This is a genomic window from Luteimonas sp. Soil_C_16 (assembly GCF_057657295.1).
In genome coordinates this window covers 56,015-76,197 of sequence record NZ_JBDGIS010000008.1, presented here as the reverse complement: position 1 = coordinate 76,197, position 20,183 = coordinate 56,015, and the positions used below count along the sequence as shown (strand labels likewise).

17 protein-coding genes are annotated in these 20,183 nt (G+C 69.0%); 4 read left to right on the top strand and 13 right to left on the bottom strand.

Annotated elements, in window-relative coordinates; all coding sequences use genetic code 11:
- Positions 1-17 precede the first annotated feature (17 nt).
- From pmbA to AC3A5T_RS14785, 3 genes are all read left to right on the top strand, one after another.
- A complete protein-coding gene (pmbA, locus tag AC3A5T_RS14795; RefSeq protein WP_487629198.1) occupies positions 18-1,400 on the top strand; it encodes a metalloprotease PmbA in 1,383 nt (460 codons plus the stop codon).
- A gap of 92 nt (positions 1,401-1,492) precedes the next feature.
- Entirely contained in the window at positions 1,493-1,903 is a 411-nt protein-coding gene (locus AC3A5T_RS14790) for a DUF4870 domain-containing protein (RefSeq protein WP_332076699.1), read from the top strand.
- Positions 1,904-2,055: 152 nt separating this feature from the next.
- A complete protein-coding gene (locus AC3A5T_RS14785) occupies positions 2,056-2,502 on the top strand; it encodes a DUF4870 domain-containing protein (RefSeq protein WP_487629197.1) in 447 nt (148 codons plus the stop codon).
- Between the two features lie 36 nt (positions 2,503-2,538).
- Here the strand turns inward: AC3A5T_RS14785 and AC3A5T_RS14780 are convergent, their stop codons facing one another.
- The 3 genes from AC3A5T_RS14780 to tilS are packed head-to-tail and all read right to left on the bottom strand — an operon-like array spanning position 2,539 to position 5,041.
- Complete coding sequence (locus AC3A5T_RS14780) at positions 2,539-3,438, bottom strand: farnesyl diphosphate synthase (protein ID WP_487629196.1); 900 nt, start codon at positions 3,436-3,438, stop codon at positions 2,539-2,541.
- Positions 3,431-3,703 carry an exodeoxyribonuclease VII small subunit gene (locus AC3A5T_RS14775; RefSeq protein WP_487629195.1) on the bottom strand — a complete coding sequence of 91 codons (273 nt, stop codon included), beginning with the start codon at positions 3,701-3,703 and terminating at the stop codon, positions 3,431-3,433. Before AC3A5T_RS14775 ends, AC3A5T_RS14780 begins: the two co-directional genes overlap by 8 nt.
- Before the next feature lie 9 nt (positions 3,704-3,712).
- Positions 3,713-5,041: a tRNA lysidine(34) synthetase TilS gene (tilS, locus tag AC3A5T_RS14770; RefSeq protein WP_487629194.1), complete on the bottom strand. Its 1,329-nt coding sequence runs from the start codon at positions 5,039-5,041 to the stop codon at positions 3,713-3,715.
- Positions 5,042-5,190: 149 nt separating this feature from the next.
- Between tilS and AC3A5T_RS14765 the strand changes: the two genes are divergently transcribed.
- Complete coding sequence (locus AC3A5T_RS14765) at positions 5,191-6,252, top strand: NADH:flavin oxidoreductase/NADH oxidase (RefSeq protein ID WP_487629193.1); 1,062 nt, start codon at positions 5,191-5,193, stop codon at positions 6,250-6,252.
- Between the two features lie 6 nt (positions 6,253-6,258).
- On the opposite strand, the gene AC3A5T_RS14760 is transcribed toward AC3A5T_RS14765, so the two are convergent.
- The 10 genes from AC3A5T_RS14760 to rseP all read right to left on the bottom strand — a co-directional run bounded on the left by AC3A5T_RS14760 (position 6,259) and on the right by rseP (position 20,178).
- Positions 6,259-6,927: a hypothetical protein gene (locus AC3A5T_RS14760; protein ID WP_487629192.1), complete on the bottom strand. Its 669-nt coding sequence runs from the start codon at positions 6,925-6,927 to the stop codon at positions 6,259-6,261.
- A gap of 93 nt (positions 6,928-7,020) precedes the next feature.
- Positions 7,021-7,980: an acetyl-CoA carboxylase carboxyltransferase subunit alpha gene (locus AC3A5T_RS14755; protein ID WP_232137718.1), complete on the bottom strand. Its 960-nt coding sequence runs from the start codon at positions 7,978-7,980 to the stop codon at positions 7,021-7,023.
- 336 nt (positions 7,981-8,316) lie between these two features.
- Positions 8,317-11,847, bottom strand: a complete 3,531-nt coding sequence (gene dnaE / locus AC3A5T_RS14750; RefSeq protein ID WP_487629191.1) for a DNA polymerase III subunit alpha — start codon at positions 11,845-11,847, stop codon at positions 8,317-8,319.
- A 146-nt stretch (positions 11,848-11,993) separates the two neighbouring features.
- Positions 11,994-12,635 (bottom strand): ribonuclease HII, encoded by a 642-nt coding sequence (gene rnhB, locus AC3A5T_RS14745; RefSeq protein ID WP_487629190.1) that lies wholly within the window; start codon positions 12,633-12,635, stop codon positions 11,994-11,996.
- On the bottom strand, positions 12,632-13,879 hold the full coding sequence (lpxB, locus tag AC3A5T_RS14740) for a lipid-A-disaccharide synthase (RefSeq protein WP_487629189.1): 1,248 nt from the start codon (positions 13,877-13,879) through the stop codon (positions 12,632-12,634). Before lpxB ends, rnhB begins: the two co-directional genes overlap by 4 nt.
- A 27-nt stretch (positions 13,880-13,906) precedes the next feature.
- Complete coding sequence (lpxA, locus tag AC3A5T_RS14735; RefSeq protein ID WP_487629188.1) at positions 13,907-14,692, bottom strand: acyl-ACP--UDP-N-acetylglucosamine O-acyltransferase; 786 nt, start codon at positions 14,690-14,692, stop codon at positions 13,907-13,909.
- A 1-nt stretch (position 14,693) separates the two neighbouring features.
- Entirely contained in the window at positions 14,694-15,149 is a 456-nt protein-coding gene (gene fabZ, locus AC3A5T_RS14730; RefSeq protein ID WP_332076710.1) for a 3-hydroxyacyl-ACP dehydratase FabZ, read from the bottom strand.
- Entirely contained in the window at positions 15,146-16,174 is a 1,029-nt protein-coding gene (lpxD, locus tag AC3A5T_RS14725; protein WP_487629187.1) for a UDP-3-O-(3-hydroxymyristoyl)glucosamine N-acyltransferase, read from the bottom strand. The genes fabZ and lpxD overlap by 4 nt, the downstream gene beginning before the upstream one ends.
- A gap of 13 nt (positions 16,175-16,187) precedes the next feature.
- On the bottom strand, positions 16,188-18,746 hold the full coding sequence (gene bamA, locus AC3A5T_RS14720; protein WP_487629186.1) for an outer membrane protein assembly factor BamA: 2,559 nt from the start codon (positions 18,744-18,746) through the stop codon (positions 16,188-16,190).
- A 67-nt stretch (positions 18,747-18,813) separates the two neighbouring features.
- Positions 18,814-20,178: an RIP metalloprotease RseP gene (gene rseP / locus AC3A5T_RS14715; RefSeq protein WP_487629185.1), complete on the bottom strand. Its 1,365-nt coding sequence runs from the start codon at positions 20,176-20,178 to the stop codon at positions 18,814-18,816.
- Between the last annotated feature and the right edge of the window lie 5 nt (positions 20,179-20,183).

Sequence of the window (20,183 nt, the reverse complement as noted above, 5' to 3'; positions counted from 1 at the left end):
AGGATAAGTCATTGCCCATGTCCCACGCCTTGATCGACGTTCATCCGGCCGACGATTCGGCCGTCCGTCTCGACGCACTGGCCGCGCTGTCGCAGCGCCTGCTCGACCGGTGCCGCGCCGCCGGCGCCACCCAGGCCGAGGTCTCGTGCTCGGAAGACGCGGGCCTGAGCGTCAACGTGCGCATGGGCGAGGTCGAGACCGTCGAGTCCACGCGCGACCGCGGCATCGGCGTCACCGTCTACTTCGGCAAGCGCAAGGGCACCGCCAGCACCGCCGATCTGCGCGAGGACAGCCTCGCCGCGACGGTCGACCAGGCCTGCGCGATCGCGCGTTTCACCGAGGACGATGAAGCCTCGGGCCTCGCCGATGCCGACCTGATGGCGCGCCCCGGTGCCGATGGCCGCTTCGACGAGTACGACGCCTGGCATCCCTGGGCCCTGGATGCGGACGCCGCGGTGGATCTGGCACTGGCCTGCGAGGCCGCCGGTCGCGATGCCGATCCGCGCATCGCCAATTCCGATGGCGCCTCGGTCAGCACGTCGAAGGGCCTGAGCGTCTACGCCAACAGCCATGGCTTCGTCGGCGCCGAGCGGGGCAGCCACCACAGCATCGGCTGTGCGCTGATCGCGGGCGAGGGCGAACACATGCAGCGCGAGGGCTGGTACAGCGTGGCGCTCGCCGAGTCCGATCTCGATGCGCCGGCTGCGATCGGCCGACGCGCCGCGGAGCGCACGCTCGCGCGACTGGACCCGCGGCCGCTGGCGACGGGCAGCTATCCGGTGCTGTTCCAGGCCGAGGTCGCGCGCTCGCTGATCGGCCATCTGCTGGGCGCGGTGTCCGGCGGCGCGCTGTACCGCCGCGCGAGCTTCCTGCTCGACAGCGTCGGCACGCAGCTGTTTCCCGAGTGGTTCGACATTTTCGAGCGCCCGTTCCTCCAGCGCGGGTTCCAGTCGTCGGCCTACGACGCCGAAGGCGTGGCCACGCGCGAATCCCCGCTGATCGAGGGCGGCGTGCTGCAGCGCTACGTGCTCGGCAGCTATTCGGCGCGCAAGCTGGGGCTGCAGACCACCGGCAATGCCGGCGGCGTGCACAACCTCGAGATTCCCGCCAACGCCGGCGGTCTGCAGGATCTGCTGCGCGGCATGGATCGCGGCCTGCTGGTCACCGGCCTGATGGGGCAGGGCGTCAATGCGGTGACCGGCGATTACTCGCGCGGCGCGTCGGGCTTCTGGGTCGAGGGCGGCGAGATCCGCCACGCGGTCGACGGCATCACCATCGCCGGCAATCTGAAACAGATGTTCGCCACCATCGAAGCCGTGGGCAGCGACGTCGACCCGCGTTCGCACGTGCGCACGGGCTCGATCCTGCTCGGGCGCATGACCGTTGCCGGTGGCGAGTGACGTTGCCGCACTTGACGGCTGTGCGCCTTCCCTGAACAGTGCGCCGCAAGGCCACGGCCTGTGATCCTTCCACCCAACCCGAGGCGTCCCGCATGAGCGAGTTCGACAAGTACACCACCGCATCGCCTCCCCCCGCCGGCGTCGCCTCCGCGGAAGAACGCCAGTGGGGCCTGTTCGGCCATCTGTCGGCGCTGACCGGTCTGTTCACCGGCGGCATCGGCAACATCGTCGGTCCGCTGGTGATCTGGCTGATCAAGAAGGACACCATGCCCTTCGCCGCCGACCAGGCGCGCGAGGCGCTCAACTTCAACATCACCCTGGCGCTGGTCGGCGTGGTGCTGTTCCTGATCACCCTGGTGACCTTCGGCCTCGGCGCGGTGCTGACGATGCCGGTCGGCCTGCTGCTGGGCATCGCGTGGCTGGTGCTGACCATCATCGGCGCGATGAAGGCGAACGACGGGGTGGCCTACCGTTATCCCTTCGCGCTGCGCCTGGTCAAGTAAGCGATCGATCCGGCTGCACCGCACAGGCCCCGGCGTCCGCGCCGGGGCCTGTCGCGTTGCGGGGGTGCCGGAAGTCCGGGTGACGTCCGCGTCTGGCGCCGCGCGCGACGCGCGGGCAGGCTGGCGCCACGATCCACGACCGGAGGTGTCCCATGCAGACCGCATCCTTTCCGCAGACCCTGCCCGCCGATGACAGCCGCCACTGGGCGGCGGCGATGCACATCGGGGCACTGGTGCTCGCGCTGCTGACGAGCTGGATGTCCGGCGTCGCGGGCGCGCTCGTGGCCGGCGTGGTCTATCTGGCAAAGCGCGACGACGATGCGTTCGTCGCCGCGCACGCGCGCGATGCGCTGAACTTCCACCTGAGCATGTGCCTCTACGCCTGCGCGATCTTCGTCGCGGCCATCGGCCTGCTCGGTGCCACGGTGCTGACGCTCGGCATCGGCGCGATCGTGACGCTGCCGGCCGGCCTGATGCTGGTGGCAGCGGCCTGTGGCCTCGCAATGCTGTGGCTGATCAGCAGCATCGTCGCCGCGGTGCGCGCTTTGAACGGCGAGCACTACCGGCATCCGCTGACGATCCGGTTCTTCGGCGGCTGAGTCTGATGAGGGCCGGGCGCTGATCGCGTCCCGGCTTCAGAAATCGCGTTCGATCGCGCGGCGGCCGAGCGCGGCCAACGGCGCGACGGTCTCGCCGAACGGAACCAGCGCGTCTCGCATGCGCGTCGCGAGTGCATCGAGGCGCGCACGCGAGGCATCGGCGCCGATCAGCGCGGGAAACGTCGCCTTGTCCTGCGCAACGTCCTTGCCGGCGGTCTTGCCGAGCGTCGCGCTGTCGCCCTCGATGTCGAGCAGGTCGTCGCGGATCTGGAAGGCGAGGCCCAGCGCATCGGCGAAATCATCCAGACGCGCGCGTGTGTCAGCATCCACGCCGGCAGCGAGCGCGCCCAGCGCGACCGCCGCGCGCAGCAGGGCGCCGGTCTTCATCGCGTGCAGGCGTTCGAGCGCGGTCACGCCGATCGCGCCCCCGTCACCGGTCGCCGCCAGATCGAGCGCCTGGCCGCCGCACATGCCGTTCGCGCCCGACGCGCGCGCGAGCGTCGCGACCATCGCCAGCCGGACCTCCGCAGCGAGTGGCGCTTCGGCGAGCAGCGAGAACGCGAGCGTCTGCAATGCGTCACCGGCCAGGATCGCAGTGGCTTCGTCGAAGGCGACGTGCACGGTCGGCTGGCCGCGACGCAGGGCGTCGTCGTCCATTGCCGGCAGGTCGTCGTGCACCAGCGAGTAGGCATGCACCAGCTCGACCGCCGCGGCCGCGGCATCGGCGGCGCCCGCGGGCGCACCGAAGGCATAGGCGGTGGCGTGGACCAGCAGCGGACGCATGCGCTTGCCGCCCAGCAGTACTGCATGTGCCATCGCGGCGTGCAGGCGCGGCTCGCCGTCGGCGACGGTGTCGAGCGCCTGCTGCAAGGTGGCGTCGGTGCGTGCGCGCCAGCGCTCGATCAGCGTGGCGGTGTCGTCTGCCGCGTCAGGCATCGGGATCGTCGAATCCGGCATCGCCGAACGGCTGCGCGCGTTCGGGCGCTGCGGGATCGCTGAGCAGCTTCACGCGCAGCTCGGCGTCTTCGAGCGCCTGCTGGCAGCGCCGGTACAGACCGACGCCGCGCTCGTAGGCGCCCAGCGATTCTTCCAGACTCAGTTCGCCACCTTCCATGCGCTCGACGAGCGTCTCGAGCTGGGTCAGAGCGTTTTCGAAATCGGCGACGGGACTGGCTTCGGCGGCAGCGGGTTTCTTCGGCATGCGCGGATTTTAAGCGATCCGCGCGTCCGGCACCGTGTACATGTCGCCGGGCGGCGACCAGTGCAGGCGGCGGTTGCCGTCGCGCAGCCAGGCGTCGAAGCCGGCGTCGAAGGCGAGATCACCGGCCGCCAGTACGCGGCCGTCGCCGTCGACCAGCACCGGCAGATGCGCGCGGATCCAGGGGGGCGCGTCAAGCGACTGCAGCACGTGTTTGAGCGCGTGCGTGTGGGCACGGCCGGGCAGGCGGATGCGCTCGCCGCCCTGACGGGCCCGGACGGTCCACGCACGGCCAGCCGGCGCGCCGTCGAGCCACAGCCGGCCGCCATCAGGCAGTTGCAGCGGTGCACCGCCGTCCCAGGTCGCGGTGAAGCCGGCATCCAGCGGCGCCCGGATCGGCCCGGCCTGCAGCAGGCCGCGCCAGCGCTGCAGGCGATGGCCGGCCCAGTCGAAGCGGGGCACGCGATCCGTGCGGCCCATTTCGAGGTCGGCGTTGCACCAGTCGATGGCACGCGCCGGAAGGGGCGGCCCCTGGAGCGCCGCGATCCAGCGACGCAGGACGCGCGCGCGGCGTGCGTCCGGGAGTGCACGCAACGCGTCGAGGCGCAGCACGGCGGGATCGGGCGTCCGCGCCGTTGCCAGCGCATCGTCGTCCCACACGTCGAGCAACGCGCCCGTCTCGGCCTGCAGCGCCGCGACCACCGACAGCGCGGCGTCCGCGTGCGGCCAACGCGTGCGCAGCAGCGGCAACACGCGATTGCGCAGGAAATTGCGGTCGGCATCGTCCACCGCGTTGCTCGGATCCTCGATCCATTCGAGACCGTGTGCCTGCGCATACGCGACCAGCTGCGCACGCGGCAGCGCGAGCAGGGGCCGCCACAGCCAACCGTTCGCGAAGCGGCGCAGCGGACGCATCGCGGCGAGCCCATCCGGCCCCGACGCGCGCAGCGCACGCAGCAGCACGGTTTCGGCCTGGTCGTCGCGGTGGTGGGCGAGGGCGAGCACATCGCCCGCCCCGAGCTGCGCAGCGAATGCGGCGTGGCGCGCCGCACGCGCTGCGGCTTCGGGACCCTCGCCGCTGTCGCGCGCCACGTCGACCCGGACCACACTGCACGGCACTTGGAGTCGTGCGCAGGTCGCCATGCAGTGCGCGGCCCACGCGTCCGCGTCGGCCTGCAGGCCGTGATGCACATGCACCGCATGCAGCCCGCGCGCGTGCAGCGCCGGCGTCTGTGCGAGTGCGTGCAGCAGGACGGTCGAATCCAGCCCGCCGCTGTAGCCGACGACGAGGCAGCCATGTGCATCGGGCAGCAGGTCCGGCAGCGGCAGATCGATCGGCATGTGGACATGGTAGCGAGGCGCGCTCGTCTCGCGTTCGCTGGGCAACACCGCTGGTCGCCCACGGACGCGATGCAGCGATCCGGGGATGCGGTCGCCCTGCGGTGCTATGCGGCCTACAGTCGCGCATCGCCTCTGCAGGAAGTCCCCACATGTCCGCCCTGTTCACCCCGTTCCGCCAGCGCGATCTGACACTGCGCAACCGCATCGCAGTCTCGCCGATGTGCCAGTACGCGTCCGGCGATGGCCTGCCGAACGACTGGCACCGCGTGCATCTGGGCAGCCGCGCGGTCGGTGGTGCGGGCCTGGTGATGACCGAGGCCTGCGCGGTGTCGCCCGAGGGCCGGATCTCGCCGCAGGACGCCGGGATCTGGAACGACGCGCAGGTGCAGGCCTGGGCGCCGATCGCGCACTTCATCCGCGCGCAGGGCGCGGCGCCGGCGATCCAGCTGGCGCATGCCGGGCGCAAAGCCAGCACGTTCGCGCCGTGGCGCGGGCGCGGTGCGGTGCCGGTCGCCGAGGGCGGCTGGCAGGTCGTGGCGCCCTCGGCGCAGGCCTACAGCGCCGAGTATCCCGCGCCACAGGCGCTCGACGCGGCCGGCATCGCGCAGGTGGTCGACGATTTCCGCGCGAGCGCGTTGCGCGCGCTGGACGCCGGCTTCGAGGTCGCCGAACTCCACGCCGCGCACGGCTATCTGCTGCACCAGTTCCTGTCACCGTTGTCGAACACGCGCGACGACGCCTGGGGCGGCCCTTTCGACAATCGCGTCCGCGTGGTGCTCGACGTTGTCGATGCGGTGCGCGGCGTCTGGCCCGAACGCCTGCCACTGTGGGTGCGCATTTCGGCGAGCGACTGGGTCGAGGGCGGTTGGGATGTCGAACAGAGCGTCGAACTCGCGCGCCTGCTGAAAGCGCGTGGCGTAGATCTGGTCGACACCTCGAGCGGCGGCCTGTCGCCGCTGCAGTCGATCGAGGCGGTGCCGGACTACCAGGTGCCGTTCGCACGGCGCATCCGCGATGAAGTCGGCATCGCGACCGGTGCGGTCGGCCTGATCACGACGCCGGCGCAGGCCGAGCGCATCGTCGCCGACGGCGATGCCGACATCGTGCTGATGGCACGCGAGCTGCTGCGCGATCCCTACTTCCCGCGTCGCGCGGCACGCGAACTGGGCGTCGAGATCGAAACGCCGGACCAGTATCTGCGCGCGTGGTGAGAGCGCTCAGCGCGTCAGCGCCTCCGCGTTGCGCGTATAGAGATCGGTGATGTCGAAGAACACCTCGCGCGTGCTGCCATCGCCCATCGTCAGGGTCAGCTTGTCGTAGTGCCGACCGCCTTCGTGCAGCAGAGCCTGCTGGGTGACATCGCGCGCCCGCAGGACCTGCTGCACGAAATCGTATTCGTTGCTCACCAGGCACGGGTGCCAGGCGGTCGCCGGTGTCGTGCCGTCGCCACTGCCGTCGATGTGGCGCAGCAGTGCATTGGTCAATGCCCGGCCTTCGATCAGGCGTTCGCGGTCACCGGCGCTGTTGGCGAGCGCGTTGCGCAGCATCTGCAACTGGATCGATGGCACCTGGTCCAGATCGCCGATGCGCTCGGCCAACCCCGCGAGGATGGGCGCGGCAGCCGGCACGGTCGCCTCTGAAGTCACCGCTGCGCTGACTGCGGCGCGCGCGTCGCGGATCGCGCTTTCGATCTCGAGCGGTGACCGGGCGGAGGCACTGGTGATCGCAGTGCAGGCTGCCTGCGCGGCATCCGCTAGCGCGGGCGCCCGGGTCGCGACTTCAAGCGCGGTGTCGTCGGCCGCCGCAATCGTTGTCGCGGTGAAGGCGACGAGTGCCAGAGTCAGGGCAGACAGTCGGCCACGGGGGGCAAATAGGCGCGTTTTCATCGAGGCATCCATTCGTCGAGTGAGCGACGAGTCTGCCACGCGTCCCGGAAGAACCGCTGAAGGCCGGACAGGCGCCGACGGGTCGCGCGCGGATCAGGCCGCCTCGTACGCCCCGTAACTGCGCAGACGCTCGTACCGGCGCTGCAGCAGTGTCTCGACCGGCAACTGTTCCAGTTGGTCGAGCTCGTTCATCAGCACGGCCTTGAGGCGCGTCGCGGTCTGGCGCGGGTTGCGGTGTGCGCCGCCGATCGGCTCGCGCACCACCTTGTCGACCAGGCCCAGCGACTTGAGCCGCTTGGCGGTGAGGCCGAGTTGCTCGGCGGCGTCGCGCGCCTTGCCCGCGTCCTTCCACAGGATCGAGGCGCAGCCTTCCGGCGAGATCACCGAGTAGGTGCTGTATTCGAGCATCAGCGTGCGGTCGCCCACGCCGATCGCCAGCGCGCCGCCGGAGCCGCCTTCGCCGATCACGGTGCAGATGATCGGCGTCTTGAGTTCCGCCATTTCCAGCAGGTTGCGGGCGATGGCCTCGGACTGGCCGCGTTCTTCGGCGCCGATGCCGGGATACGCGCCCGGCGTGTCGATGAAGGTCAGCAGCGGCAGCTTGAAGCGCTCGGCCATCTTCATCAGGCGCAGCGCCTTGCGGTAGCCCTCGGGGCGCGGCATGCCGAAGTTGCGACGCACCTTCGTCTTGGTGTCGCGGCCCTTCTGGTGGCCGATGATGACCACGCTGCGGCCATCGATGCGGCCCAGACCACCCACGATCGCGGCATCGTCGGCATAGGCGCGATCGCCGGCCAGTTCCTCGAACTCGTCGCAGATGCTGCGGATGTAGTCGTTGGTGTACGGGCGCTGGGGGTGGCGGGCGAGCTGTGACACCTGCCACGGCGTGAGGTCGCGGAAGATGTGCGCGGTGCGCTTGCGCAGCTTGTCGCGCAGCGTGGCGAGTTCGGCGTCGATGTTGACCGCCGGGCCGTCGCTGGCCTGGCGCAGTTCCTGGATCTTCGCTTCGAGATCGGCGATGGGCTGTTCGAAGTCGAGGTAGTTCGGATTCATTCGGGAAAGCCGTCCGTTGGGAGGCGGCCGCGGTGCGGACCCGGGCGCGGTGCGCCACGCGGGCCCGGCCGGAGCCGGAAAGGGCGACAGTCTAGCGGAGAGCGCCCGATGAGGCCGTACGAGGGCGTCTGGATCGCAGATCGCCGCATGTTGGCGGATGTTGCGAAGCCGGATGCGGCGCTGTTTGCGCGCGAGGAACCTGTTCAAGGTCCGTCGCGAGCGCAGCCGGATGGTGTGAGGCGGCGCGCAGAAAGCGCAGCGTACACACGGTACGTGAGCATTCCGAGCACCGCACGCGCGCCAGCCGGCAAGCGCAGCAGGACATTGAACAGGTTCTCAGTTGGCCCAGGGCTTGGCGATGTCCAGTCGCGCGATGCGCACGCCGGCCTGGGCCCGCAGGGTCCCGGGCAGTTCGGCGTCCACGCGCACCGAATGGCTGCCGTTGACGTCCAGCGTCCCGGCGCTGCCGGCTTCCAGCAGCAGGTCCAGACGCAGCGGCGTCTTGCCGGGGCGATGCTGGGCCAGCACCTGCTCCACGCGCGCCAGCGTGCCGGGCACGCGCAGGTCCAGACGCAGCGACAGCCGGCGTGCATGCTCCGGGCACACGGTGTGGAAATCCCAGCAGCGCTTCACCCGAAGCGCGAAGCCGCCGCTGAACTCGTCCTCGCGCAGGCCGCCTTCGACGATCAGGATGCGGTCACGCGTCAGCAGGTGCGCGTACTCGCTGCTGGCATCGGCGAAGAAGCCGCATTCGAGCCGGCCGCGGCCGTCTTCCAGCAGCACGAAGGCCTGCGAGTCGCCGCGCTTGCGCATCGCGCCGACCTGGCCGGCGATGATCACCTGGGTTTCCGGGCGCCAGCTGTTGCCGCCGCCTTTCTGGTCGCGCGCCGCCCACAGGCTGTCGAGCTGGCCCAGATCAGTGCCGACCAGCGCCTGCAGCTCGTCGCGATACGGATCGAGCGGATGGCCACTGAGGTAGTGCCCCAGCGTGTCGCGTTCGCCGTCGAGTTTCTGCTTGAGCGGCCATTCCTCGCACTCGGGCAGATCGATGTGCAGCGCATCGCTGTCGCCGACGCTGCTGCCGAACATGTCGACGATGCCGGCGCTGCGGTTGCGCGCGAGCTGGTCGGTCGCCTTCAGCGCCTCGGGCAGCTGCAGCATCAGTGACGCGCGGTTCTTGCCGAGTGCGTCGAGTGCACCGGCGTTGATCAGCGCTTCGAGCGTGCGCTTGTTGAGGCGCGAGGAGTCGACGCGGCGGCAGAAATCCAGCAGATCGGGGAACACGCCGGCATGCACGCGCGCCTCGACGATGTTCTCGCACGCGCCACGGCCGACGCCCTTCACCGCGCCGAGTCCGTAGCGGATGGTCTGCGGATCGATCGCCTCGAACATGTAGGCCGATGCGTTGACGTCGGGTGGCAGCACGTCCAGGCCCATCGTCCGCGCTTCGGTCAGGAAGCCGGTGACCTTGTCGGTGTTGTCCATGTCCGACGACAGCACCGCGGCCATGAACTCGGCCGGGTAGTGCACCTTCAGCCACGCGGTCTGGTAGGCGACCAGCGCGTAGGCGGCCGAGTGCGACTTGTTGAAGCCGTACTCGGCGAACTTCTCCATCAGGTCGAAGATCTGCGTGGCCTGGACCGGATCCACCGCGTTCGCCGCCGCGCCGGCTTCGAACTTGGCGCGCTCCTTGGCCATCTCCTCGGGCTTTTTCTTGCCCATCGCGCGACGCAGCATGTCCGCGCCGCCCAGCGAATAGCCGGCCAGGACCTGGGCGATCTGCATCACCTGTTCCTGGTAGACGATGACGCCGTAGGTGGGCGAGAGCACCGGCTCCAGCGACGGATGCGGATAGCTCACGTCCGTGCGGCCGTGCTTGCGGTCGACCCATTCCTTGTCCATCCCCGAACCCAGCGGGCCGGGACGGAACAGCGCGGCGAGCGCGATGATGTCCTCGAACGTATCGGGCTGCGCGCGCTTGAGGAGCTCGCGCATGCCGCGCGATTCGAACTGGAACACCGCGACCGTGTCGCCACGCGCGAAGAGCTTGTAGCTCTCGATGTCGTCGAGCGGCAGCGCGGCGATGTCGAGCGGATCCTCGCCCGCGGTCGCGCGGCGCGCGTTGATCGCCTTGACCGCCCAGTCGATGATCGTGAGCGTGCGCAGGCCGAGGAAGTCGAACTTCACCAGGCCGATTGTCTCGACGTCGTCCTTGTCGAACTGGGTGACCGGATTGCGGCCGCGGCCGCCTTCGTCGTGTTCGGCGAACAGCGGGCAGAAATCGCTGAGCGGCGACGGCGCGATCACCACGCCGCCGGCGTGCTTGCCGGCATTGCGGGTCAGGTCCTCGAGCTGCAGGGCGAGATCAAGCAGGTCGTGGACGTCGTCCTCGTCGTTGTAGCGCGCGATCAGTTCATCGGAGCGCCAGGCATCGTCGCTGCGCGACTTGTCGGTGCGTCCGAGCGCGTCCTCCAGGCCGATGCCCAGCGTGGGCGGCACCAGCTTGGAAATGCCGTCGACCATGCCGTAGGGATAGCCGAGCACGCGGCCGGTATCGCGCACCACGGCCTTCGCGGCCATGGTGCCGTAGGTGATGATCTGGCTGACGCGGTCGCGCCCGTACTTCGCGGCGACGTAGTCGATGACCTCGTCGCGGCGGTCCATGCAGAAGTCGATGTCGAAGTCGGGCATCGACACGCGTTCGGGATTGAGGAAGCGCTCGAACAGCAGGTCGTAGGGCAGCGGATCGATGTCGGTGATCTTCAGCGCCCACGCGACCAGCGAGCCGGCGCCCGAACCACGGCCCGGGCCGACGGGGATGTCGTGTTCCTTGGCCCACTTGATGAAGTCCGAGACGATCAGGAAGTAGCCCGGGAACCCCATCTTGCAGATCACGTCGAGCTCGACGTTCAACCGTTCGACGTAACTCTCGCGCGTGTGGCCGGCCGCGACCGGATACTTCTCCAGACGCTCGACCAGGCCCTCGTGCGACTGCGCGCGGATCCAGGTGTCGAGCGTGTGTTCGCTGGGCACCGGGTAGGCGGGCAGGTAATAGGTGCCGAGGCGCAGTTCGAGATTGCAGCGCTGCGCGAGCGCGAGCGTGTTGTCGATCGCATCGGGCACGTCGGAGAACAGCGCGGCCATCTCGTCGGCCGACTTCAGGTACTGCTCGCGCGTGTAGAGCTTCGGGCGACGCGGATCGTCGAGCACGCGGCCGGTCGAGATGCACACGCGCGCCTCGTGCGCGTCGAAACCGTCGGCATCGAGGAAGCGCACGTCGTTGCCGGCGATCACCGGCAGCGAGAGATCGGACGAGACCTGCAGCGCGAGTGCGTTGTGCACGGCTTCGTCGTCGAAGCCGCAGCGTGTGAGCTGCAGGAACAGGCGATCGTCGAAGACGTCGCGCCATTGCGCGTACCACTGCCGCGCGAGATCGTCGCGGCCACCGGCCAGCAGCTTCGCCGCCGGGCCATGTCGGCCGGCGATCGCGAACAGGCCGGTGTTCGCCTCGCGCAGCCACTCCGGGCGCACGACGACGCCATCGGTGCGATGGCCTTCCATCCACGCACGCGTGAGCAGGCGCGACAGCGACAGATAGCCGTCGTGGTCGCGGCACAGCAGGGTCAGCGTCGAGGCCGGTTCATCGCCTTCGGCGAGCGAGATGTCCGCGCCCATCACAGGCTTGATCCCGGCGCCCTCGGCCGCTTTGTAGAACTTGACCAGCGCGAACAGGTTGTTGCGGTCGGTCAGCGCGACCGACGGCTGGTCGAGCGCGGCGCAGCGTTTCACCAGCTCCTTGATCCGGATCGTCGAATCGGAGAGCGAGTATTCGCTGTGGACGTGGAGGTGGGCGAAGCGCGCGGACATTGCAGGGGCGTGGCAACCGGAGGGTCAGGTTAGGGCCGGGGCGGGGGCCGGACAAGGCTTGACAGGGGGCAGGTCGCGCTCTGGTGCGGCAGGTGTGTGCCGGCCCACCGGGAACGGTTCAGACGTGGACGTCCGGCACGGCTAGATCAGGCCGGCAATGGCTCGGCGAACAGGTCCGCGGTGGCAGGTTCCGCGATGGCCTCCGACACGGCGTCGGGCAGCAGACGCGACACCGGCGCGAAGCTGCGGCGGTGATGCACGCAGGGGCCGTGCGCCTGCAGCGCGGCGAGATGCGTCGGTGCGCTGTAGCCCTTGTGCCGGTCGAAGCCGTAATCGGGAAACTGCGCATGCAGTTCGACCATCGCGCGATCGCGCGCGACCTTGGCGAGGATCGAGGCCGCCATGATCGACTGCTCGATCGCATCGCCGCCGACGATCGCACGCGCAGGGCAGGGCAGACCGCGCGGCAGGCGGTTGCCGTCGATCAGCACGCGCTCGGCGGCGGGCGCCAGCGCCTGCACCGCACGCGCCATGCCGACCATCGTCGCCTGGAAGATGTTGATGCGATCGATCTCGTCGACATCGACGAACTCGACCCGCCACGCGAGTGCACGCTCGACGATCTGCGGATACAGCGCCTCGCGGCGTTTCTCCGTCAACTTCTTCGAATCATCGAGGCCGTCGATCGGGCGCTTGGGATGCAGGATCACGGCGGCGACGACGACCGGTCCGGCGAGCGGGCCACGCCCGGCCTCGTCGACGCCGGCGATGCGCAGGCGCCGGGTCATGGCGTCCGCGCCGGTGCAGGCAGCGCGGGCGCTGCGAGACGCGCGACCGCATCGGCTGCGGTCGCCGATGCGCCCTGGCGCAGCTGCAGATGCAGATCGCGGTAGACCGGCTGCAGCGCATCGGCCGCGGCCGGATCGCGGAACCAGTGCAGCACCGCGGCGGACAGATGTTCGGGCGTGCAGTCTTCCTGCATGAACTCCGGCGCGATCGTGCGGCCGGCGAGCACGTTGGGCAGCGAGAAGCGATCGACCTGCATCAGCTTGAAGAGACGCACGAGGAACGCCGTGCTCGGCGCGATGCGGTAGCCGACGACCATCGGGCGCTTGGCCAGCAAGGCTTCGAGCGTCGCCGTGCCGGAGGCGAGCAGCACGACGTCGCTGGCGACCATTGCGACGCGCGCCTGGCCGTCGAGCACGCGAACGTCGAGCGCCGCATAACGCGGGTGTGCGAGCAGTGCATCGATCGCAGCGCGGCAGCCGGCGTTCGCAGCCGGCACGACGATCCGCAGACCGGGCAGGGCGGCGGCGACACGCGCGGCGGCATCGAGAAACACCTCGCCGAGCCGGCCGATCTCGCCCAGGCGCGAGCCCGGCAACACCGCCAGCACGGGCGCGTCCTGCGGCAGCCCGAGCGCATCGCGCGCGGCCGCACGATCGGGCTCCAGCGCCACCATCTCTGCCAGCGGATGACCGACGAAGCGCGCGTCGACACCATGCGTCGCATAGATCGGCGGCTCCATCGGGAACAGGCACAGCACGAGATCCGCGCTGCGGCCGATCTTCGCCGCGCGCCCCTGCCGCCAGGCCCAGATCGACGGGCTGACGTAATGCACGGTGCGGATGCCGCGGTCCTTGAGCGTGCGCTCCAGTCCGAGATTGAAATCGGGCGCATCGATGCCGATGAAGACATCCGGGCGCCAGTCGAGCAGACGCGCGCGCAGTGTCTTGCGCAGCTTGAGCAGGCGCGGCAGATGACGCAGCACTTCCGACAGCCCCATGACCGCGAGCTCGGACGCGTCGTGCCAGGTGTCCATGCCGGCCGCGCGCATCGCATCGCCGCCGACACCGGCGAAGATCGCTTGCGGATAGCGCGCGCGCAGCTGTTCGATCAGTCCGGCGCCGAGCAGGTCGCCGGAGGCTTCGCCGGCGACGAGCGCGATGCGCAGCGGCGCACCGGACGTGCGGTCGTCGAGCAGGGATACGGATGCGGGCGCGGGACTGGACACGGTGGCATTGTGCGGCATCGACGGCGCGTCGTGCCGTGGAAGCGGTCAACGCAGCAGCGGACGATCGCCTGCGTCGATGAAGTCGAGGAACGCGCGCACGTCTCCGCTGTCCTGCGCCATTTCTTCCAGCCGCACGCGCGCATCGGCCAGCGAATCGCCCGACACGTACAGGGCGCGGTAGGCACGCTTGATCGCCGACGTGCGTGCACTGTCGAAGCCACGACGCTTCAGGCCTTCGGCGTTGATGCCGCGCGGCCGGCCGTAGCCGTCCTGCGCCACCATCACGAACGGCGGCACGTCGCCATTGACGAAAGCGCCCATGCCGATGAACGCATGCGCGCCGATCCGGCAGAACTGGTGGATGCCGACGAAGCCGCTGAGGATCACGTGGTCGCCGACGGTGACGTGGCCGGCCAGCGTGGCGTTGTTCGAGAACACGCAGCGGTTGCCGACGACGCAGTCGTGGGCGACGTGCGTATAGGCGAGGAACCAGTTGTCGTCGCCGACGCGGGTGATGCCGCCACCGTCGCCGGTGCCGCGGTTGATCGTGACGAATTCGCGGATCGTGTTGCGGTCGCCGATCACCAATTCCGCGCGCTCGCCGGCGAACTTCTTGTCCTGCGGCTCGCCGCCGATCGCGGCATGGCCGTGGATGTGGTTCTCGCGGCCGATACGCGTCGGCCCATGGATGCTGGAATGCGGTCCGACGATGGTGCCGGCGCCGATCTCGACGTCCGGGCCGATCAGCGTGAACGCACCGATGCGCACGTCCTCGCCCAGCGTCGCGCCGGGATCGACGACCGCGCTGGGATGGACCTGCGCGGCGCCCATGTCAGCGCGGGACCTCGGCGCAGAGGATCTCCGCGCAGGCCGCCTGTTCGCCGTCGACGCGCGCGATGCCGCTATACATGGTCATGTTGCGGATCTCGCGCTTGATCGTGACTTCGAGCTCGAGACGGTCGCCCGGCACCACCATGCGCGAGAACTTCGCGGCGTCGACCTTGACCAGATACGACAGGTTGCCTTCGCAGTCCTTGCCCTTGGTCAGATGGGTCAGGATGCCGCCGGCCTGCGCCATCGCCTCGACGACGAGCACGCCCGGCATCACCGGCTGGCCGGGGAAATGGCCTTGGAAGAACTCCTCGTTGGCCGAGACGTTCTTGTAGCAGAGCACGCGCTTGCCGTGCTCGAACTCGACGACGCGGTCGACGAGCAGGAACGGATAGCGGTGCGGCAGCAGCTTGTGGACGCCGTCGATGTAGATCGGCAGCGTGATCGCGTCTGTCATGGTTCCCCCTTCCCGAGCGCCGTGACGCGACGCGCGAGCGAATCGAGCTGACGGATCCGCACGGCATTCTTCCGCCACTCGCGCGTGGGCTGGGCGGGAATGCCGGCGGAATATTCGCCGGGCTCGGTGATGGATGCGGACACCATCGTCATCGCGTGGACGACGACGTGATCGCAGATGTCGAGATGGCCGGCGACGCCGACCTTGCCGGCGAGCAGGCAGTAACTGCCGATCTTGGTGCTGCCGGCGATGCCGACGCAGCCCGCGATCGCGGTGTGCGCACCGATGCGCACGTTGTGTCCGATCTGGATCAGGTTGTCGAGGCGCACGCCTTCGGCGAGCGTGGTGTCGTCGAGCGCGCCGCGGTCGATGGTCGTGTTGGCGCCGATGTCGCAATCGTCGCCGACGACCACGCCGCCGAGCTGCGGCACGTTGATCCAGCGTCCGGCGTCCATCGCCAGGCCGAAGCCCTCCGATCCCAGCACGGCCCCCGGATGGATGGTGACGCGGGCGCCCAGGCGCACGCGCTTGACCAGGGTCACGCGGGCGATCAGACGGCTGCCGTCGCCGACGATGCAGTCCTCGCCGATCACGCAGCCGGCACCGATGGTCACGCCGGCACCGATCACGCTGCGCGCGCCGATGCTGACGTGCGGGCCGATCGACGCCGACGCATCGACCTGCGCACTCGGATCGACGACCGAGAGGGCGTGGACGCCCGCGGGCGCATCGCTGGCGGGATCGAACAGCGCCGCGATCTTCGCGTAGGCGACGTAGGGATCCTTCGCGATCAGCGCGGTGCCGGCATACCCGTCCGCATCCGCCTCGCGCAGCACGACGATGCCGGCGCCGGTTTCGGCGAGCTGCGGGCGGTAGCGCGGATTGGACAGGAACGCGAGCTGGCCACTGGTGGCCGTGGCGAGAGTCGCGACGCCCGACACCGAAGTGTCCGGCTCGCCGTGGACGACGAGACCGAAGCGCTGCGCGAGCGCTCCGGCGGTATGGCGGGTCTGCGTGTCGGTCATCGGTCGCGCTGGATCAGAACGCGCCGCCGAAGGTGAACTGCAGACGTTCGACTTCGTCGCCCTGCTTGATCAGATCGCCGGCGCCACCACGGACTTCCTTCTGCTGGCGCAGCGGGTACGAATAGCTGATCGAGATCGGGCCGACCGGTGCGCGCCACATCAGCGCCACACCGGCCGACGCGCGCAGTTCCTTCGCGTCCCAGCTGTCGACGTCCTTGTAGACGTTGCCGAAGTCGACGAAGGCCGAGATGCGCGCGGCGGGCGACTTGATCAGCTGCGGGAAGAACATCTCCAGCGAACCGATGGTCTTCACCGCGCCGCCGATCGGCTGCAGGAACGAGCTGTTGAGCGCGGTCTCGCGCGGGCCGAGCGTGTTGTCGCGGAAGCCACGCACCGAGCGCGGACCACCGGCGTAGAAGTTCTCGTAGAACGGCAGGCCGCTGGCGGTGAGCGTGCGGATGTAGTCGGGCGACGACGGATCGCAGGGATCGCTCGGCGCGGCGCCGGGTACCTGCGTGTCGACCACGCCGTCACCGTTGCTGTCCACGAAGGTCGGCGCGGTGTAGCAGACGTTGCGCACAACGTCGCTGCCGTAGCTGTCGCCGTAGCCGAGCTCGGCGCGGGTATTGAGGATCAGGTGCCGGTTGATCGGCCAGTACTTCGAGATCTCGTAGTTGAGCTTGTAGTACTCGGCGGACGAGCCGGGCAGGGTGCTCTCCAGCGAAACGCGCTGCATCATGCCGCGGGTCGGCTGCAGATAGTCGTTGCGGGTGTCGCGCGCCCAGGCCAGTTCGCTGCGCCAGGCATGGAAGGTGCGCGAGCCGAACGCATCGACGTAATCGACGATCGATTCCGGCGAGGAGCCGCGGAAGGTGAAGATCTGGTTGCGGTCGACGCCGAGCAGCAGCGAGATCGAGTCGTTCTCGGTCAGCGGAATGCCCAGGATCGTCTGGCCGGCGGCGCTGGTCGACGAATACTGCGCGGTGTTGAACTCGGAGTTGTCGAACTCGCGCCACCACAGGTTGTAGCCCAGCGACATGCCCCCGTCGGTGAAGTACGGGTTCATGAAGGAGAACGAGTAGCGCTGCAGGTAGACGTTGCGCTGCGCTTCCACCGACACGCGGTTGCCGCTGCCGAGGAAGTTGTTCTGCGACAGCTGCACCGACGTGGTCACGCCGGCGAGCTGCGAGTAGCCGAGGCCGAACACGAAGCTGCCCGACGTGGTTTCGGTGACGCTGAACACCACGTCGACCTGGTCGTTGCTGCCCGGCACCGGCTGGCTTTCGACGTTGACGCTGCCCGATTCGAAATAGCCCAGGCGCTGCAGACGGACCTTGGAGCGGTCGACCGCGGCCTGCGAGTACCAGGCGCCTTCGAACTGGCGCATCTCGCGGCGCATCACTTCGTCGGACGTGCGGCTGTTGCCCTTGAACTGGACGCGGCGCACCTGGACGCGCGGGCCCGGCACGACCTGCAGATTGATCGCGACCGTGCGGTTCTCGCGGTCGACTTCCGGAATCGGGTTCACCTGTGCGAACGCGTAGCCGATGTTGCCGAGCGTCGCGATGATCGCGTCCGAGCTCAGCTCCAGCAGCGCGCGCGAGAACACCTGGTCCTTCTGCACGAAGACGCGGCTTTCGATCTCTTCCTTCGGCAGCACCGTGTTGCCGGTGATCTGCACGTCCGACACCTTGTAGATCTCGCCTTCGGTGACGCCGGCGGTGATGAACATGTCGGCCTTGTCGGGACTGATCGAAACCTGGACGCTGTCTTCGCTGAAGTCGATGTAGCCGCGGTCGAGATAGAAGTTGTGCAGCTTTTCGCGATCGCCCTCGAGCTTCTCGCGCGAGTACTGGTCGTCACGGCGGTACCAGCTGAGCCAGTTCGACTCGCCCGATTCCCAGTTGTCGGTCAGCGTGTCGAGATCGTAGGTCTCGTTGCCGATGATGTTGATGTGGCGGATCTTAGCCGCCTTGCCTTCCTCGACGTTGATCGCGATGTCGACGCGGTTGCGGTCGAGGCGCGAGACGGTCGGGGTGATCTTGACGTTGTACTTGCCGCGGTTGTTGTACTGGCGCACCAGTTCCTGGGTCACGCGGTCGAGGTCGAGGCGGTCGAAGGTCTCGCCTTCGGACAGGCCGATCTCGTTGAGACCCTTGGTCAGGTCTTCGGTCTTGATGTCCTTGTTACCGGTCAGCGTGAGGCGGTTGATCGCCGGACGCTCGCTCACCGTGAACACGAGGATGTCGCCCTGGCGCGCGACCTGGATGTCTTCGAAGAAGCCGGTGCGGTACAGCGCGCGAACCGCATCGCTGATGCGCGTCGAATTGACGGTGTCGCCGCGCTCGACCGGCAGGTAGGTGAACACGGTGCCGGCGCCGATGCGCTGCAGGCCGTCGACACGGATGTCGCTGACCGTGAAGCTGCTCGCGCTCGAAGGTGCCAGCGGGGGCAGGGCGGTGGGCGCAGGCGCGGCAACAGGTGCGTTCGCGGCCGTCTGGGCCCAGGCCGGCGCGGCGATCACCGTGGCGAGGGCGAGGGCAAGCAGTCGGCGGTCAGGCATTCGCGTCATCTTTGAATCCGGGTAGGGGAGTGGTTCCGGCGCGGTGTGTGCGGCGGAATCCGGGTCGAGGCAGGTGTCAGCGCACGAGTTGGAGGATGTCGTTGTAGAACGCCAGGCCCATCAGACTGGCCAGCAGGGCCAGGCCGACGTATTGCCCGGCCACCATCGCGCGCTCGCTGACCGGGCTGCCTTTGACCAACTCGATAAGGTAATACAAGAGGTGTCCCCCATCCAGCAGCGGGATGGGGAGGAGGTTCAGGATCGCCAGGCTCAGCGACAGCAACGCGAGGATCGTCAGGTACCACGCAGGTCCTTGGCCGGCATAGGTATTGGCCGCGCGCGCAATCGTGATTGGGCCGGCCACCGTGTTCTCGATCGCCACCCGGCCGCTGAAGGCGCGCCCGATCATGCCGACCAGCTGGCCGGTCAGATGACCGACTTCATGGAACGCCGCCGGCACCGACGCGAGTACCCCGTACTGCTGAATCGCGTCCTTCTCCGGCATCGGCAGGTCGCGCGGCGGCGCGATACCGAAGGCCCAGTATTCGCCGCGCCCGTCGGGCAGCTCCATGCGCTTGGGTGTCATCTCCAGTGCGAGGCGCTCGCCGTCGCGTTCCACTTCGACCATCGCCTGGCCGCCGCGGTCGCCCAGCGTCTGCACCAACGGGCCGATGTCCTCGAACACGCGCACCGGGCTGCCGTCGATGGCCGTGAGGCGGTCGCCTTCGGCCAGGACGCCCCAGGCCGCGGATCCGGGCTCGACGCGGCCCACGACCGCTGGCAGCAGCAGATGCCGTGGCCACAGGCCGATCGCCGACGCGATACGCCGCTGGTCGAAATCCTCGGGTAGTTGCGACAGGCGCAGTTCGCGGACCACGTCGCGGTCGCGTTCGTCGGTGACGTGCAGGGCGATGTCCCGGCGATCCAGCGCGGCCGGCAGCAGCGCGAGCTGCACCTCCATCCACGTCGGCGTCTCGCGGTCACCGACGGCATCGATGTGGTCGCCCGCGCGCAGGCCCGAAGTTTCGGCGATGCCGCTGGCCTGGCCGACGACGGGCGCGTAATCGGGGCGACCGATGACGAACATCGCCCACAGCAGCACCACGCACAGGATCAGATTGGCGATCGGCCCGGCGGCGACGATCGCGATGCGCTTCCACACCGACGCGCGGTTGAAGGCTTCGTGCGCTTCGGCCTCCGGCACCGGGCTTTCGCGCTCGTCGAGCATCTTGACGTAGCCACCCAGCGGGATCATCGCGATCTGGTAGACCGTGCCGTCCTTGCCGCGGCGCGACCACAGCGCGCGACCGAATCCGATCGAGAAGCGCAGCACGCGCACGCCGCACCGGCGCGCGACCCAGTAATGGCCGAACTCGTGGAAGGTGACCAGCACGCCGAGGCTGACGATCAGCCACCACACCGAGCCGAAGAATTCAGACATCACGC